This window comes from Burkholderia sp. FERM BP-3421 (assembly GCF_028657905.1).
In the GTDB taxonomy this organism is placed as follows: Bacteria; Pseudomonadota; Gammaproteobacteria; order Burkholderiales; family Burkholderiaceae; genus Burkholderia.
On the sequence record NZ_CP117780.1, the window covers coordinates 307,715 to 325,686 of the forward strand.

Consider the following 17,972-nt stretch of genomic DNA (forward strand, 5'->3'; position numbering starts at 1 on the left):
ATCGCCTCATGATTCCCCTGTCCTTTGCCCAGCAGCGCCTCTGGTTCCTGCATCAGTACGACAGCGCCAGTGCGATCTACAACATTCCGCTCGCGCTGCGCCTCGACGGGCCGCTCGACGCCCGCGCGCTGCACCTCGCCTTGCAGGATCTCGTGATCCGCCACGAAAGCCTGCGCACGCTCATCGATGAGGTCGACGGCACGGCGCGACAGCGCGTCGTCGCCGCGGACGAGGCGCGCGTCCCGTTCGAACAGATCGACGTCACGGAAGACGCGCTGAACAGTGCGCTCGAACAGCACACGCTTCATCGCTTCGATCTCGCCCGCGACATCCCGGTCCGCGTCGTCCTGTTCGCGATCGCGCCGCAGCGGCACGTGCTGTTGCTGCTGATTCATCACATCGCGAGCGACGGATGGTCGTGGGCGCCGTTCATGCGCGACCTGAGCCGCGCCTATGTCGCGCGCGCCGACGGCCGCGATCCCATGATCGAACCGCTGCCGGTCCAGTACGCCGACTACACGCTCTGGCAACGCGAATGGCTCGGTCAGGCCAGCGATCCCGACAGCGCCATCGCCGCCCAGATCGACTACTGGAAAGGGGCGCTCGCCGATCTGCCCGAGCAGATCGCCCTGCCGTTCGATCGGCCGCGTCCGCCTCAAGCGAGCTATCGCGGCGGACACGTCTACTTCGACATCGCACCCGGCGTACATCGGCGACTCGTCGATCTCGCGCGCGGCAGCCATGCCAGCCTCTTCATGCTGCTGCACGCCGCCGTCGCGGTGTTGCTGTCCAAGCTCGGCGCCGGCCACGACATCCCGCTCGGCACCCCCATCGCCGGCCGCACCGACGAAGCCCTCGACGATCTCGTCGGCTTCTTCGTCAACACCCTCGTCCTGCGCACCGACCTATCGGGCAACCCCACGTTCCGCGAACTGCTCGCGCGCGTCCGGCAAGCCGATCTCGCCGCCTACTCGCACCAGGATCTCCCCTTCGAGCATCTGGTCGAAATCGTCAACCCGAGCCGTTCCGCCTCGCATCACCCGCTGTTCCAGGTCATGATCGTGCTGCAGAACAACGCCGCCGCGACGCTCGACCTGCCGGGCATCCAGGCCGCGCCCCACCAGCTCAGGTTCGACATCGCCAAGTTCGACCTGACCTTCAATTTCGACGAGGGCAACGAAGCCGGCACGCTGTTCGGCCACGTCGAGTTCGCGACGGACCTGTTCGATCGCGTCACGATCGACACGCTCGTCCGCCGCCTGCAACAGCTGCTGGACGCCGTCGCCGCCGAACCCGATCGACCGCTCGACCAGATCGACCTGCTCGACGCGCGGGAACGCCGGCAATTGCTGATCGACTGGAACGACACCGCGCAGCCCGTTCCCGACGCGACCGTGTCGCAGCTGTTCGAGCAACAGGCCGCCCGGACGCCCGACGCCGTCGCGATCGTCTGCGGCGACGCCTCGATGACCTACGCGCAGCTCGACGCCGCCGCCAATCAGCTCGCGCATCATCTTCAGGGGCTCGGCGTCGGCCCGGACGTCCTGATCGGCATCTGCCTGGAGCGCTCGCCGGCGGTGCTGGTCGCGCTGCTCGGTACGCTGAAGGCGGGCGCGGCCTATCTGCCGCTCAATCCGGACTATCCGGCCGAGCGGCTCGCGCACATGCTGAACGAAGCGATGGCCCCTGTCCTGATCACGCAGGAAGCGCTCGTCGACCGGCTGCCCACGCATTGGGGCGCGCTCGTGCTGCTCGACGCCGATCGCGACGAGATCGCGCGGCATCCTCGGTCGACGCCGCCCGGCGCGGCGCGCGCGGCGCATCTCGCGTACGTGATGTATACCTCCGGCTCGACCGGCACGCCGAAGGGGATCGGCGTCACGCAGGCGAACGTGCGCGACCTCGCTCTCGATCGCCGCTGGCGCGGCGATGCGCGGCGGCATGTGCTGCTGCATTCGCCGCAGGTCTTCGACGCCTCCACCTACGAGATCTGGATGCCGCTCCTCAACGGCGGCCGGATCGTCGTCGCGCCGCCCGGCAAAACCGACATCGCCGTCCTCGCCGACGTCATCCGGCAACACGCGATCACCGATCTGTGGCTGACGGCGGCGTTGTTTCATACGCTGATCCAGGAGGACATCGACTGCCTTGGGCACATCGAGCGCGTGACGGCGGGCGGGGAGGCCTTGTCGGCGCCGTTGGTGCAGGCGCTGCTGGACCGCCATCCGGCGCTGTCCGTCGCCAATGGCTATGGTCCGACCGAGACGACGACGTTTGCCGCCCACCATCCGATGCGCGCGCCGCTACGGCTCGGCGACAGCGTGCCGATCGGCGCGCCGATGGACAACACCCGCGCCTACGTGCTCGATGCGGCGCTGCAGCCCGTGCCCGTCGGCGTGTCCGGCGAGCTTTATCTCGCCGGGTCCGGGCTCGCGCGCGGGTATCTCCATCGTCCGGGCCTCACCGCCGAACGCTTCGTCGCCAATCCCTTCACGCCCGGCGAGCGCATGTATCGCACCGGCGACCGCGTGCGGTGGCTCGACGGCGGCGTGCTCGACTATCTCGGCCGCACCGATCATCAGGTCAAGCTGCGCGGCTTTCGCATCGAACTCGGCGAGATCGAAGCCGCGCTGCTGTCGCAACGCGATGTCGCGCAGGCCTGCGTCATCGTGCGCGAGCATCATCCCGGTCAGCAGCAGCTCGTCGGCTATGCGGTGCCCGCCGTGGGCCGCGCACTGTCCGCGGCCGCGTCGCGCAGGACGCTCGGCGATCAATTGCCCGAGTACATGGTGCCCGCCGCGATCGTCGTGCTCGACACCCTGCCGCTCACGCCCAACGGCAAGCTCGACCGCAAGGCCCTACCCGCCCCCGACTTCACCTCCGTCAGCCAGCGCGAGCCGCGCACGCCGCAGGAACACCTGCTTGCCACGCTGTTCGCCGAGGTGCTCGGCCTCGAACGCGTCGGCATCGATGACTCGTTCTTCGATCTCGGCGGCCACTCGCTGCTCGCCACGCGCCTCGTGAGCCGCATCCGCGCCGCGCTCGACATCGAGCTTCCGATCCGCGCATTGTTCGAAACGCCCACCGTCGCCGCGCTTGCGCCTCAGCTCGGCATGGGCGTCGCCGGCCGCGCCACGCTGCAAGCGCAGATCCGGCCCGATGTCGTGCCCTTGTCCTACGCCCAGCAACGCCTGTGGTTCCTGCATCGGTATGACGAGGCGAGCGCGATCTACAACATCCCGTTCGCGTTGCGCCTCGACGGGCCGCTCGATATCGGCGTGCTGCGTCAAGCGCTCGACGATCTCGTTGACCGGCACGAGAGCCTGCGGACCTGTTTCGTCGAGATCAACGGCGTCGCCCGGCAACTTGTCGTTGCGCCGGATGACGCGCGACTTTCCTTCGAGCACGTCGATGTCACGGACGAGACCCTGAACGACACGCTTGAACAGCACACGCTTCATCGCTTCGATCTCGCCCGCGAGATCCCGATCCGCGTCGTCCTGTTCGCGATCGCGCCGCAGCGGCATGTGCTGTTGTTGCTGGTCCATCACATCGCGAGCGACGGATGGTCGTGGGCGCCGTTCATGCGCGACCTGAGCCGCGCCTATGTCGCGCGCGCCGACGGCCGCGATCCCATGATCGAGCCGCTGCCGGTCCAGTACGCCGACTACACGCTCTGGCAACGCGAATGGCTCGGTCAGGCCAGCGACCCCGACAGCGCCATCTCCACCCAGATCGGCTACTGGAAGCACGCGCTTGCCGATCTGCCCGAGCAGATCGCCCTGCCGTTCGATCGGCCGCGTCCGCCTCAAGCGAGCTATCGCGGCGGGCATTTCCACTTCGACATCGCGCCCGATCTGCATCGCCAACTCGTCGATCTCGCGCGCGGCAGTCAGGCCAGCCTCTTCATGCTGCTGCACGCCGCCGTCGCGGTATTGCTGTCCAAGCTCGGCGCCGGCCACGACATCCCGCTCGGCACCCCCATCGCCGGCCGCACCGACGAAGCCCTCGACCACCTCGTCGGCTTCTTCGTCAACACCCTCGTCCTGCGCACCGACCTATCGGGCAACCCCACGTTCCGCGAACTGCTCGCGCGCGTCCGGCAAGCCGATCTCGCCGCCTACTCGCACCAGGATCTCCCCTTCGAGCATCTGGTCGAAATCGTCAACCCGAGCCGTTCCGCCTCGCATCACCCGCTGTTCCAGGTCATGATCGCGTTGCAGAACAATGCCGCCGCGACGCTCGCCTTCCCCGGCGTCCAGGCCGCACCGCACAAGCTCAAGTTCGACATCGCCAAGTTCGACCTGACCTTCAATTTCGACGAGCAGTTCGTCGACGGCGACGCAGCCGGCACCCTGCTCGGCCACATCGAGTTCGCCGCCGACCTGTTCGACCGCGCCACGATCGACACCTTGGCCCGCCGCCTGCAGCAGTTGCTGCGCGCCATCGCCGCCCGGCCCGATCAACCGCTCGGCGAGATCGACCTGCTCGACGCGCAGGAACGCCGGCAATTGCTGATCGACTGGAACGACACCGCGCAGCCCGTTCCGGACGCCACGCTGCCGCATCTCTTCGAGCAACAGGTCGCCCGCACCCCCGACGCCGTCGCGATCGTCTGCGGCGACGCCTCGATGACCTACGCGCAGCTCAACGCGGCCGCCAACCGGCTCGCCCACCAGTTGATCGACGCCGGCCTCGGCCCCGAACAACGCGTCGCCGTCGCGCTGCCGCGTTCGCTCGACCTCGTCGTCGCGCTGCTTGCCGTGCTCAAATCCGGCGCGGCCTACCTGCCGCTCGATCCCGACTACCCGCCCGAGCGCCTCGCCCACATGCTCGACGACGCCGGCCCGTCCCAACTGATCGCGCATGCAAGCGTCCCGGAAATATTGCGCTCCCGGATGCCGCAACTTCTGATCGATGTTCCGGACATCCAGGCGCGGCTGTCGGACATGTCGTCTGACGATCCCGTCGATCGGCGCGGCGCGCTGCACCGTCTCCCCGCACATCTCGCCTATGTGATGTACACGTCCGGCTCCACCGGCACGCCGAAAGGAATCGGCGTCACGCAGGCGAACGTGCGCGATCTCGCTCTCGACCGCCGCTGGCGCGACGGCGCGCAGCGGCGCGTGCTGCTGCACTCGCCCCAGGTCTTCGACGCTTCGACCTACGAAATCTGGGCGCCACTCCTCAATGGCGGGCAGATCGTCGTCGCACCGCCCGGCAAGACCGACATCGCCGTCCTCGCCGAGCTCGTCCGGCAGCGGGAAATCTCCGCGCTGTTCGTCACCACCGCGCTGTTCCGTCTGCTCGTCGAGGAACATCACGCGAGCCTCGCCCACCTCCGCACCCTCTGGAGCGGCGGCGAAGCCGCTTCGCCCCATCTCTTCCAGAGCCTGATCGATCGCTACCCCCGGCTCGACGTCGTGCATGTCTACGGGCCGACCGAGACCACCACCTTCGCCACCTGTCACCCGATGCGCGCGCCGCTGCAACTCGGCGACAGCGTGCCGATCGGCGCGCCGATGGACAACACCCGCGCCTACGTGCTCGATGCGGCGCTGCAGCCCGTGCCCGTCGGCGTGCCCGGCGAGCTTTATCTCGCCGGGTCCGGGCTCGCGCGCGGGTATCTCCATCGTCCGGGCCTCACCGCCGAACGCTTCGTCGCCAATCCCTTCACGCCCGGCGAGCGCATGTATCGCACCGGCGACCGCGTGCGGTGGCTCGACGGCGGCGTGCTCGACTATCTCGGCCGCACCGATCATCAGGTCAAGCTGCGCGGCTTCCGCATCGAACTCGGCGAGATCGAAGCCGCGCTGCTCTCGCAGCCCGAGGTCGCGCAGGCCTGCGTCGTCGTGCGCGAGGATCATCCCGGCCAGCAGCAGCTCGTCGGCTATGCGGTGCCCGCCGTGGGCCGCGCACTGTCCGCGCCCGCGTTGCGCAGGACGCTCGGCGATCAATTGCCCGAGTACATGGTGCCCGCCGCGATCGTCGTGCTCGACACCCTGCCGCTCACGCCCAACGGCAAACTCGACCGCAAGGCCCTACCCGCCCCCGACTTCACCTCCGTCAGCCAGCGCGAGCCGCGCACGCCGCAGGAACACCTGCTTGCCACGCTGTTCGCCGAGGTGCTCGGCCTCGAACGCGTCGGCATCGACGACTCGTTCTTCGATCTCGGCGGCCACTCGCTGCTCGCCACGCGCCTCGTGAGCCGCATCCGCGCCGCGCTCGACATCGAGCTTCCGATCCGCGCATTGTTCGAAACGCCCACCATCGCGACGCTCGCCCCTCAGCTCGGCATGAACACCGCCAGCCGCGCGGCGCTGCAGCCGCAGCGTCGTCCTGACGTGGTCCCCGTGTCCTACGCCCAGCAACGCCTGTGGTTCCTGTATCAATACGACGGCGCGAGCGCGATCTACAACATCCCGCTCGCGCTGCGCCTCGACGGGCCGCTCGACGCCCGCGCGCTGCGCCTCGCCTTGCAGGATCTCGTGATCCGTCATGAAAGCCTGCGCACGCTCATCGATGAAGTGGATGGCGCGGCCCGTCAGATCGTGATCGCGCCGGATGACGCGCGGCTCGCTTTCGAGCAGGTCGACGTCACGGAACGCACGCTGAACGACACGCTCGAACAGCACACCCTCCATCGCTTCGATCTCGCCCGCGAGATCCCGATCCGCGTCGTCCTGTTCGCGATCGCGCCGCAGCGGCATGTGCTGTTGTTGCTGGTCCATCACATCGCGAGCGACGGATGGTCGTGGGCGCCGTTCATGCGCGACCTGAGCCGCGCCTATGTCGCGCGCGCCGACGGCCGCGATCCCATGATCGAGCCGCTGCCGGTCCAGTACGCCGACTACACGCTCTGGCAACGCGAATGGCTCGGTCAGGCCAGCGACCCCGACAGCGCCATCTCCACCCAGATCGGCTACTGGAAGCACGCGCTTGCCGATCTGCCCGAGCAGATCGCCCTGCCGTTCGATCGGCCGCGTCCGCCTCAAGCGAGCTATCGCGGCGGGCATTTCCACTTCGACATCGCGCCCGATCTGCATCGCCAACTCGTCGATCTCGCGCGCGGCAGTCAGGCCAGCCTCTTCATGCTGCTGCACGCCGCCGTCGCGGTATTGCTGTCCAAGCTCGGCGCCGGCCACGACATCCCGCTCGGCACCCCCATCGCCGGCCGCACCGACGAAGCCCTCGACCACCTCGTCGGCTTCTTCGTCAACACCCTCGTCCTGCGCACCGACCTATCGGGCAACCCCACGTTCCGCGAACTGCTCGCGCGCGTCCGGCAAGCCGATCTCGCCGCCTACTCGCACCAGGATCTCCCCTTCGAGCATCTGGTCGAAATCGTCAACCCGAGCCGTTCCGCCTCGCATCACCCGCTGTTCCAGGTCATGATCGCGTTGCAGAACAATGCCGCCGCGACGCTCGCCTTCCCCGGCGTCCAGGCCGCACCGCACAAGCTCAAGTTCGACATCGCCAAGTTCGACCTGACCTTCAATTTCGACGAGCAGTTCGTCGACGGCGACGCAGCCGGCACCCTGCTCGGCCACATCGAGTTCGCCGCCGACCTGTTCGACCGCGCCACGATCGACACCTTGGCCCGCCGCCTGCAGCAGTTGCTGCGCGCCATCGCCGCCCGGCCCGATCAACCGCTCGGCGAGATCGACCTGCTCGACGCGCAGGAACGCCGGCAATTGCTGATCGACTGGAACGACACCGCGCAGCCCGTTCCGGACGCCACGCTGCCGCATCTCTTCGAGCAACAGGTCGCCCGCACCCCCGACGCCGTCGCGATCGTCTGCGGCGACGCCTCGATGACCTACGCGCAGCTCAACGCGGCCGCCAACCGGCTCGCCCACCAGTTGATCGACGCCGGCCTCGGCCCCGAACAACGCGTCGCCGTCGCGCTGCCGCGCTCGCTCGACCTCGTCGTCGCGCTGCTTGCCGTGCTCAAATCCGGCGCGGCCTACCTGCCGCTCGATCCCGACTACCCGCCCGAGCGCCTCGCCTACATGCTCGACGACGCCGGCCCGGCGCTGCTGCTCACCCACAGCACTGCTGCGCCCCAGCGCCCGCTCTCGCTCGCGCAATGGCTGATGGATCAGCTGCCGGCCTCCGGCAACGACGCCTCCAACCCGCGCGACGACGAGCGCACGAGCCCGCTGCTCGCGGAGAACCCGGCCTACGTGATCTACACCTCCGGCTCCACCGGGCGCCCGAAAGGCATCGTCGTCCGCCACCACGGCCTCGGCAACTTCCTGCACGCCATGCAGCGGCAGCCGGGCCTGGCCGAGCCAGGCCTCTGGCTCGCCTGCACGCCGGTCTCGTTCGACATCTCGGCGCTGGAGCTGTACCTGCCCCTCGTGCAGGGCGCCCGCGTCCAACTCGTCCCGCGCGACACGAGCGTCGACGGCCCGGCCCTGCGCACGCTGGTCGAAACGGCCCGGCCGCAGGTCATGCAGGCCACCCCGGCCACCTGGCAAATGCTGCGCGAGGCCGGCTGGCAGCCGTCGCCCGGGCTGCGCATCCTGTGCGGCGGCGAGGCGCTGTCGCCCGATCTGGCCGCGTTCCTGCGACACGACGCGACGCCGCCCCTGAACCTCTACGGCCCGACGGAAACCACCATCTGGTCGCTGTGCGCCGATGTCGACGACGCCTCCGCGCCCATCGGCAAGCCGATCGGCAACACCCGCGCCTACGTGCTCGACGCGGCGCTGCAACCCGTGCCCGTCGGCGTCGCCGGCGAGCTGTACCTCGCCGGCGACGGGCTCGCCCGCGGCTACCTCGATCGCCCCGGCGTCACCGCCGAACGCTTCATCGCCAATCCGTTCACGCGCGGCGAGCGCATGTATCGCACGGGCGACCTCGCGCGCTGGCGGCGCGACGGACAACTCGACTATCTCGGCCGCACCGACCACCAGGTCAAGCTGCGCGGCTTCCGCGTCGAGCTGGGCGAGATCGAGGCCATGCTCGCGCGGCAGCCCGGCGTCGCCCGCGGCGCGGTCGTCGTGCGCGAGGATGCGCCGGGCCAGCGCCGGCTGATCGGCTACGCGTTCCCGCACGACGGCGCCGCGCTCGACGAGGCCGCCTTGCGCCGCGCGCTCGCGGTGCCGCTGCCCGACTACATGGTGCCCGCCGCGATCGTCGTGCTCGACGCCTGGCCGCTGACGCCGAACGGCAAGCTCGATCGCCGCGCGCTGCCCGCGCCGGATTTCACGGCGCGCGCGTTCCGCGCGCCGGACACGCCGCACGAACGGACGCTCGCCGCGCTCTACGCCGAGGTGCTCGACCTGCCGCGCGTCGGCCTCGACGATTCGTTCTTCGATCTCGGCGGCCACTCGCTGCTGGCCGTGCGGCTGATCGCCCGCATCCGGGCGACGCTCGACCTCGAACTGCCGATCCGCACGCTGTTCGAAAACCCGACCATCGCCGCGCTCGCGCCCCGCCTCGCGAAGCACGGCGCCACGCACCGGCCGGCGCTGCGCGCCCGCCGCGCCCGCCCGACCCCCGGACACGGAGTTCGTCATGAGCACGACTGAGTTCGACACGCTGCCGCTCTCGCACGCCCAGCAGCGTCTATGGTTCATCGACCGCTACGAAGGCCCGAGCCCGACCTACAACATGCCGCTCGTGCTGCGGCTGCGCGGCGCGCTCGACGCGGCGGCGCTCCACGCCGCGCTGCACGACGTGATCGCGCGCCACGAAAGCCTGCGCACGCTGATCGCGGCGGCCGACGACGGCGAGCCGATCCAGCACGTGCTCGACCCGGACGACGCGCGCGCGCGCTTCATCCATACCGATTCGACCGTCGCCGACGACGTCGAGCGGGAGGCGCGGCTGCACGAGGCGGCCGGGTACTGCTTCGCGCTGGCCGACGACCTGCCGTTCCGCACGGCGCTGTTGCGCCGCGCCCCCGACGACGCGACGCTGCTGCTGCTGATGCACCATATCGCGAGCGACGGCTATTCGCTGTCGATCCTCGCGCGCGACCTGGTCGCGGCCTACACCGCGCGCCGCGACGGCCGGGCGCCGGACTGGCAGCCGCTCGAGATCCAATATGGCGACTACGCGCTGTGGCAGCGCGAGCTGCTCGGCGACGAACGCGACCCGGAGAGCACGGGCGCGCGCCAGCTGGCCTACTGGCGCGACGCGCTGGCCGGCCTGCCGGACTACCTGGAACTGCCGTTCGACCGGCCCCGTCCGGCCATCGCCCGCTATCGGGGCGGCTACCACGCGTTCCAGATCGACGCCGCCACTCACGCGCGCCTGCTCGCGCTCGCGCGCGAACGCGGCGCGACGTTGTCGATGGCGCTGCAGGCCGCGCTCGCGGCGCTGCTGACGCGGCTCGGCGCCGGCGCCGACATCCCGCTCGGCTGCGCGAACGCCGGCCGCACCGACGACGCGCTGCACGACTTGATCGGCTTCTTCGTGAACGTCTGGGTACTGCGGGTCGACACGGCCGGCCGCCCGGATTTCCTGACGCTGCTGGAGCAGGTGCGGGAGCGTGCGCTCGCGGCCTATGCGAACCAGGACCTGCCGTTCGAGCGGCTGGTGGACGCGCTCAATCCGACGCGCTCGCGCGCCTACCATCCGCTGTTCCAGGTCAACCTGACCTTGCAGAACGCCGGCCGGCCGAGCTTCGCGCTGCCCGGACTGCACGTCGAGCAACGCGAGATCCTGACCGGCACCGCGAAGTTCGACCTGTTCTTCGCGCTGACCGAGACCACGCGCGAGGACGGTGCGCCGGACGGCCTGCACGGCGTGATCGAATACGCGGCCGACCTGTTCGACGCGACGACCCTCGCGCGCATCGCGGCCGGCTTCACGCGCCTGCTCGACGGCGTCGCGCGCGCGCCGGAACGGCCGGTCGCCGACATCGCGCTGCTCGACGCCGCGGAACGACGCCGCCTGCTGGTCGACTGGAACGCGACCGCGCGCCCCGGCGCGCCGCGCACCCTGATCGACCTGTTCGCGGATCAGGTCGCGCGCGCGCCGCACGCATGCGCCGCGCGCGTCGGCGACGCCGCCCTCACCTACGCCGAACTCGATGCGCGCGCGAACCGGCTCGCCCATCATCTGCAAGGCTACGGCGTCGGCCCCGACACGCTGGTGGGCCTGTGCGTGGAGCGCTCGTTCGACCTGCTCGTCGGCCTCCTGGGCATCCTCAAGGCGGGCGCCGCGTACCTGCCGCTCGATCCGGACAATCCGCCGGAGCGCCTCGCCTACATGCTCGACGAAACCGCCACCTCGGTGGTGGTCACGCAGCAGGCGCTCGCGAAACGCCTGCCCGCGCGCACGCGGGCCGCCGTCGCGCTCGACGCCGACATCGCGCTGCGCTGCCAGCCGGCTCACGCGCCCGAGGTCGCCGTCGACCCGGACCACCTGGCCTACGTGATGTACACGTCCGGCTCCACCGGCAAGCCCAAGGGCATCGCGATCAGCCACCGCAACGTCGCGGAGCTGGCGCTCGACCGCCGCTGGCGCACGGGCGACCAGCAGCGCGTGCTGCTGCATTCGCCGCAGGTGTTCGACGCCTCCACCTACGAGATCTGGGTGCCGCTGCTGCACGGCGGCGAGATCGTGATCGCGCCGCCGGGCCGGGCGGACATCCACGTGCTGTCCGACGTGATCGAACGCCGCGCGGTCACGGCGCTGTTCCTGACGACCGCGCTGTTCCGCCTCCTGGCCGACGAGCGGCCCGCCTGCTTCGCGCGCGTGCGCACCGTCTGGACGGGCGGCGAGGCCGCCTCGCCCGCCGCCTTCCAGCGCGTGCTCGACCAGTGCCCCGAGACGGAGGTGGTGCACGTCTACGGCCCGACCGAGACCACGACCTTCGCCGCCTGCTATCCGATGCGCGCGCCGTTCGACGTCGATGCGCGGGTGCCGATCGGCGCGCCGATGGACAACACGCGCGTCTACGTGCTGGACGCCGCGCTGCAGCCGGTGCCGGCCTGCGTGCCGGGCGAGCTGTACATCGGCGGGCCCGGGCTCGCGCGCGGCTACCTGGGGCGGCCCGCGCTGACGGCCGAGCGCTTCGTCGCGCATCCGCACGGCGCGCCGGGCGAGCGCCTCTATCGGACGGGCGACCTCGTGCGCTGGCGCAGCGACGGCCAGCTGGACTTCCTCGGCCGCACCGATCATCAGGTCAAGATTCGCGGCCTGCGCATCGAGCTGGGCGAGATCGAGGCGCGGCTCACGCGCCATCCCCAGGTCGGCCAGGCCGCCGTGATCGCGCGCGAGGACCAGCCGGGCCGCAAGCAGCTGGTCGCCTACGTGGTGCGCGACGACCTCGGCGACGCGCCCGACGCGCGCCGCGACGGCGCGCAGCTGAGCGGCTGGCAATCGCTGTACGACACGCTCTACGCGGCCCCGTCGGCGCGCGACGACGAGGAGGATTTCCGCGGCTGGAACAGCAGCTACGACAGTCAGCCGATTCCCGTCGAGCAGATGCGCGAGTGGCTTGCCGCGACGGTCCGGCGGATCGATGCGCTGCGCGCGTCGCGCGTGCTCGAGATCGGCGTCGGCTCGGGCCTGCTGATGTGGAAGCTCGCGCCGCGCTGCGAGGCGTACTGGGGCACCGACTTCTCCGCGCCGACCATCGCCCGGCTCGGCGACACGCTCGCGGGCCACGCGCTGCACTCGCGCGTCACGCTGCGGCACCAGCCGGCCCACGATTTCACGGGGCTGCCGGCGGGCTATTTCGACACGATCGTCCTCAATTCGATCGTCCAGTATTTCCCGAACGCGGCCTACCTGACCGACGTCATCGAACAGGCGATGCGCCTCCTCGCGCCGGGCGGCCGGATCTTCCTCGGCGATCTGCGCAATCTGCAGCTGCTGCCCTGCTTCGCGTCCGCCGTCGCGCTTTGCAGGTCGGGACGCGACGCCGATCCGGCCCGCGTGCGGCAACTCATCGCCCAGTTGCTGCTGAACGAGCGCGAGCTGCTGCTCGACCCGCGCTTCTTCCTGCAGCTGCGCGAGCGTTTCGAGGAGCCGGTCGGCATCGACATCCAGTTCAAGCGGGGCGCGCATCACAACGAGCTGTCGCGCTACCGGTACGAGGTCGTGCTGCACAAGCGGCCGGCGCAGCCGTTGTCGCTCGCGGACGCCCCGACGCTCGCCTGGGGCCCCGGACTGGCCGACGCCGACGCGCTCGACGGCCGCCTGCGCGCGGACCGTCCGCGCCTGCTGCGGGTGAGCGGCATCCCGAACCGCCGCGTGCTGGGCGAACTCGACGCGATGCGCGCGCTGCGCGACGGCGCGCTCGCCGATCCGCATCCCGGGACGGACGCCGACGCCGCAGCCCAGATCGGGCTCGATCCGGAAACCGCCTGCCGGCTCGGCGAGGCGCTCGGCTATGTCGCGATCCCCACCTGGTCGACCCAGACGGACGGCAGCGATTTCGACCTGCTGCTGATCGCGCCGACCGCGCTGGACGGCGCGATCCCCATCGGCCACTACCGGGCGACGGGCCCCGCCCACGCGCGCCTGTCGACGTTCAGCAACCACCCGGACGTCAACGGCGATGCGCGCGCGTTCATCCAGGAACTGAAGCGCCATCTGGCCGAGACGCTGCCGGACCACATGCTGCCCGCGTCGATCGTGCTGCTGGAGCGCCTGCCGCTCACGCCCAACGGCAAGCTGGACCGCAAGGCGCTGCCCGCGCCGAACTTCGGCGCGTCGACGGATCGCGCGCCGCGCACCGAGGCGGAAAGCGCGCTCGCCGACCTGTTCTGCGACGTGCTCGGCCTCGAGCAGGTCGGCGTGCACGACAGCTTTTTCGATCTGGGCGGCGATTCGATCCTCGCCATCCAGCTCAAGTCGCGCGCGCAGGCGCGCGGCTTCGTCTTCGACGTCTCGCACCTGTTCGACCACCAGAGCGTCGCGGCGCTCGCCCGGATCGCCGCCGGCGCGACGGGCGCGGCCGCGGACCGCGTCGAGCGCTTCGCGCTGATCTCGGACGAGGACCGGCGCAAGTTGCCGGACGACATCGAGGACGCCTATCCGCTGAGCCAGCTGCAGGCGGGCATGATCTTCCACAGCGACTACGAGGCGGGCTCGACGCTGTACCACGAGGTGTTTCCGGCGCGGATTCCGCTGCGCTTCTCGCGGCCGGCGCTCGAACACTCGCTGGGCGCGCTGTGCCGCCGCCACGAGATGCTGCGCACGCGCTTCGATCTCGACGCCTACAGCGCGCCGCTGCAACTCGTGCAGCAAAGCGCCGTCATTCCGCTCGCGGTGCAGGACCTGCGCGGCATGCCGCCCGACGCCCAGGCCGCCCGGCTCGACGACTGGCTGCGCGCAGCGGCCGGCCGCGCGATCGACAAGACCGCCGCGCCGCTCCTCGCGGCGCAGGTGCACTGGCTGTCCGACGCGCAGTTCTGTCTCACGCTCGACTTCCATCACGCGATCCTCGATGGCTGGAGCCACGCGAACCTCGTCACCGAACTGTTGCAGCGCTACCAGGCCGAACTGGACGGCGAGCGGCTCGACAGCGCGCCGCTCGCGGCCCACTACCGCGACTACATCGCGCTCGAACGCGCGGCGCTCGCGTCCGCGCCGAGCCGCGCGTTCTGGCTCGATCATCTGCGCGATTTCCAGGGCCGCGAGCCGCAGGGCCGCGCGGACGGCAGCCGACCCTCGGCCTCGGCCTCGCCCTCGGCCGCGCCCGCCGGCTCCGTGGAAACGCAGGTGCCCATCACGATCGCGCGCGGCACGGCCGACGGACTGAACCGGCTCGCCCGCCACGCGAAGACCACGCTCAAGTCGGTGCTGCTGACGGCCCACCTGGCCGCGCTGAGCGTGCTGACGGGCGGCGTCGACGTCGCGACGGCGCTGGTGACGAACGGCCGGCCGGAGGCCGCCGACGGCGACCGGCAGATCGGGCTGTTCCTGAACTCCGTGCCGCTGCGGCTGCGCGTCGACGCGCCGAGCTGGGCCGCGCTGCTCGAACGCGTCGTCGACGCCGAGCGCGCGCTGTTTCCGCACCGGCACTACCCGCTCCCGAGCATCCTGCGCGACGCGGACGACCCGGCGTGCCTGAAGGTGCTGTTCAACTACACGCACTTCCATGCGTACGAGGCGCTCGGGGAGCTGGCCGCCCACGCGCGCGACAACCTCGGCGCGGCGGGCGACACGAGCTTCAGCCTCGGCGTCGATTTCCAGCCCGACGGCGCCGATCTGCACGGCCAGATCACCGGCCATCAGGCGGCCTACTCGCGCGCGACGCTCGAACGCTACGCGCGCTGCTACGGCGAGGTCCTGCGCGTGCTCGCGCAGGACGCCGATGCGCCCGTGCGGCTCCCCGACCTGCTCACGGCCGACGAACAGCACACGGTGCTGCGCGACTGGAACGCCACCGCGCACGCGGTGCCGGACACGCTGCTGCACGCGTCGTTCGCGCGGCAGGCGGCGCGCACGCCCGAGGCGGTCGCGCTCGTGCATCGCGAGCGCCGGCTCGACTACGCCGAACTCGACGCGCGCGCCAACCGCCTCGCGCACGTGCTGCTCGCGCAGGGCGTGGAACCGGAGCAACGAGTCGCGCTCGCGCTGCCGCGCTCGGACGACATGATCGTGGCCGAACTGGCCGTCCTGAAGGCGGGCGCGGCGTTCCTGCCGCTCGACGTCGACTATCCGGCGCGCCGCCTCGCGGACCTCGTCGACGACGCGCGTCCCGTGCTGCTCGTCACGCTCGCCGAACTGGGCGGCCGCCTGCCGGCCGGCGTCCCGCAGCTCGCGCTCGACGCCCCCGCCACCGCGGCGCAATGGCGCGCGGCCCCGCCCGACGCGCCGCTGTCCGCCGTGCGCGTGCGCCCGGAACAGCTCGCCTACGTGATCTACACGTCGGGTTCGACCGGCAAGCCGAAGGGCGTGATGATCCCGCATGCGGCGATCGGCCACCTGTTCCACCACAATCGCGACGCGTTCTTCGAGGCGGAGCGGATCGCGGCGGGCGCGACGCGGCTGCGCTTCGCGCTGACCGCGCCGTTCGCGTTCGACACGTCGATCGAAAGCCTGCTGTGGCTCGCCGCGGGCCACGAGGTCCACGTCGTCGACGACGCGCTGCGCCGCGACGGCGAGGCGCTCGCCCGCTACGTGCAGGACGAGCGGATCCACTGCGTCGACCTGACGCCCAGCTACTTCGAGCAGTTGCTCGACAACGGCCTGCTGCATCCGGACAGCCCCTATCCGACCAACGTCATGCTCGGCGGCGAGGCGATCGGCGCCGCGCAGTGGCGCGCGCTGCAGCGCTTCGAACGCATTCGCGGCTACAACTTCTACGGCCCGACCGAGACCACGATCGACGCCTGCTTCGCCGCGATCGCGGGCGACGGCCCGCCGTCGATCGGCCGGCCGCTCTGGAACACGCACGCCTACGTGCTCGACGCGCGGCTGCGGCCGGTCCTGCCCGGCGTCGTCGGCGAACTGTATCTCGCCGGCCCCGGGCTCGCGCGCGGCTATCTCGCGCACGCGGGCCTGAGCGCCGCGCGCTTCGTCGCCAACCCGTTCGAGCCCGGCGCGCGCATGTACCGCACGGGCGACCTCGTCCGCTGGCGCGACGACGGCCGGCTCGACTACGTCGGCCGCACCGACGCCCAGGTCAAGATCCGCGGCTTCCGCATCGAGCTCGACGACGTCGAGACCGTGCTCGCCGCGCTGCCCGGCGTCGCGCAGGCGCGCGTGAACGTGCACGAGACGGAGGGCGGCCATCGCTCGCTCGTCGGCTACGTGGTCGGCGCGCGCGCCGAGGCCGCGCTCGACGCCGCCGCGCTGCGCCGCGCGGCGGCCGAGCGGCTGCCCGACTACATGGTGCCGGCCGCGTTCGTCGTGCTCGACGCCATCCCGCTCACGCCCAACGGCAAGCTGGACCGGCGCGCGCTGCCCGCGCCCGGGCGCGCGGCGGTGGGCCGCGCGCCGGGCACGCCGCGCGAGACCGTGCTCGCCGGCTTGTTCGCCGAAGTGCTGGGCCTGGACCACCTCGGCGTCGACGACAATTTCTTCGATCTCGGCGGCGATTCGCTGCGCGCCGTCCGGCTGGCCGGCCGGATCCGCGCGACGCTCAACACCGGCGTACCGATCCGCGCGCTGTACGAAGCGCCGACGGCGGCGGGCCTCGCCCGCCGGCTCGACCACGCCGCCGACGCGGGCCCGCTGCCGCCGCTCCTGCCGCTGCGCGTCACCGGCGCGCGCGCGCCGCTGTTCTGCCTGCCGCCCGCGAGCAGCCTGTCGTGGTGCTATGCGGGCCTCGTGCGCCACCTCGACGCGCACTGCCCGGTCTACGGGCTTCAGATGCCCGTCGAGCCCTCGCCGGACAGCGCGCCGCCGACGCTCGACGCGGTGGTCGAGCACCACCTCGCCGCGCTGCGCCGCGTGCAACCGGACGGCCCCTATCGGCTGCTCGGCTGGTCGATCGGCGGCCTGATCGCGCACGCGCTCGCCACGCGCCTGCAGGCGCTCGGCGCGACGGTCTCATTGCTCGCGCTGATCGACGCGTATCCGCACGCGGGGGCCGCGGCCGATCCGTCGTCCGCGCCGGCGCGCGAACAGGCGGCGCTCGCGCACGTGCTGGCCGGCTTCGGCATCGACGCGCCCGTCTGGCCCGCGGCCGCGAATCGCGAGCAGATGCTGGCGGCGCTGGTCGAGCGCGGCGCGTTGTCGGTCAACGACACGCGCACCGTCGCGGCGATGCTGGCCGCGTTCGCGCACAGCGACGCGCTCGCCGACGCTTTCGCCCCGACGCCGTTCGACGGCGACCTGGTGTTCTTCCGCGCCGGCCAGCTGGCCGAGGGGCTGCCGGTGTTGTCGGCGCGCGCATGGGCGCCCTACGTGACGGGCGCGTTCGAGGTGCACGACCTGCCGACACATCACTTCGATATGCTGGCCGAACCGTTCCGCGCGTCGATCGCGCGAGTCCTGAACCCGCGCCTGCGCGCCCATGCCGAGCCGGGCGCGCGCCTGCCCTGAAACCACGC

2 protein-coding genes are annotated in these 17,972 nt (G+C 71.3%); both read left to right on the forward strand.

Going from position 1 to position 17,972, the window contains the following annotated elements:
- Positions 1–8 precede the first annotated feature (8 nt).
- Complete coding sequence (locus tag Bsp3421_RS02305; protein ID WP_273995167.1) at positions 9–9,539, forward strand: non-ribosomal peptide synthetase; 9,531 nt, start codon at positions 9–11, stop codon at positions 9,537–9,539.
- Positions 9,526–17,964: a non-ribosomal peptide synthetase gene (locus Bsp3421_RS02310; protein WP_273995168.1), complete on the forward strand. Its 8,439-nt coding sequence runs from the start codon at positions 9,526–9,528 to the stop codon at positions 17,962–17,964. The genes Bsp3421_RS02305 and Bsp3421_RS02310 overlap by 14 nt, the downstream gene beginning before the upstream one ends.
- Positions 17,965–17,972: the final 8 nt, after the last annotated feature.

Coding starts and splice junctions, on each gene's coding strand:
- Bsp3421_RS02305 (WP_273995167.1), top strand. CDS start 9: ATGATTCCCCTGTCCTTTGCCCAGCAGCGCCTCTGGTTCCTGCATCAG.
- Bsp3421_RS02310 (WP_273995168.1), top strand. CDS start 9,526: ATGAGCACGACTGAGTTCGACACGCTGCCGCTCTCGCACGCCCAGCAG.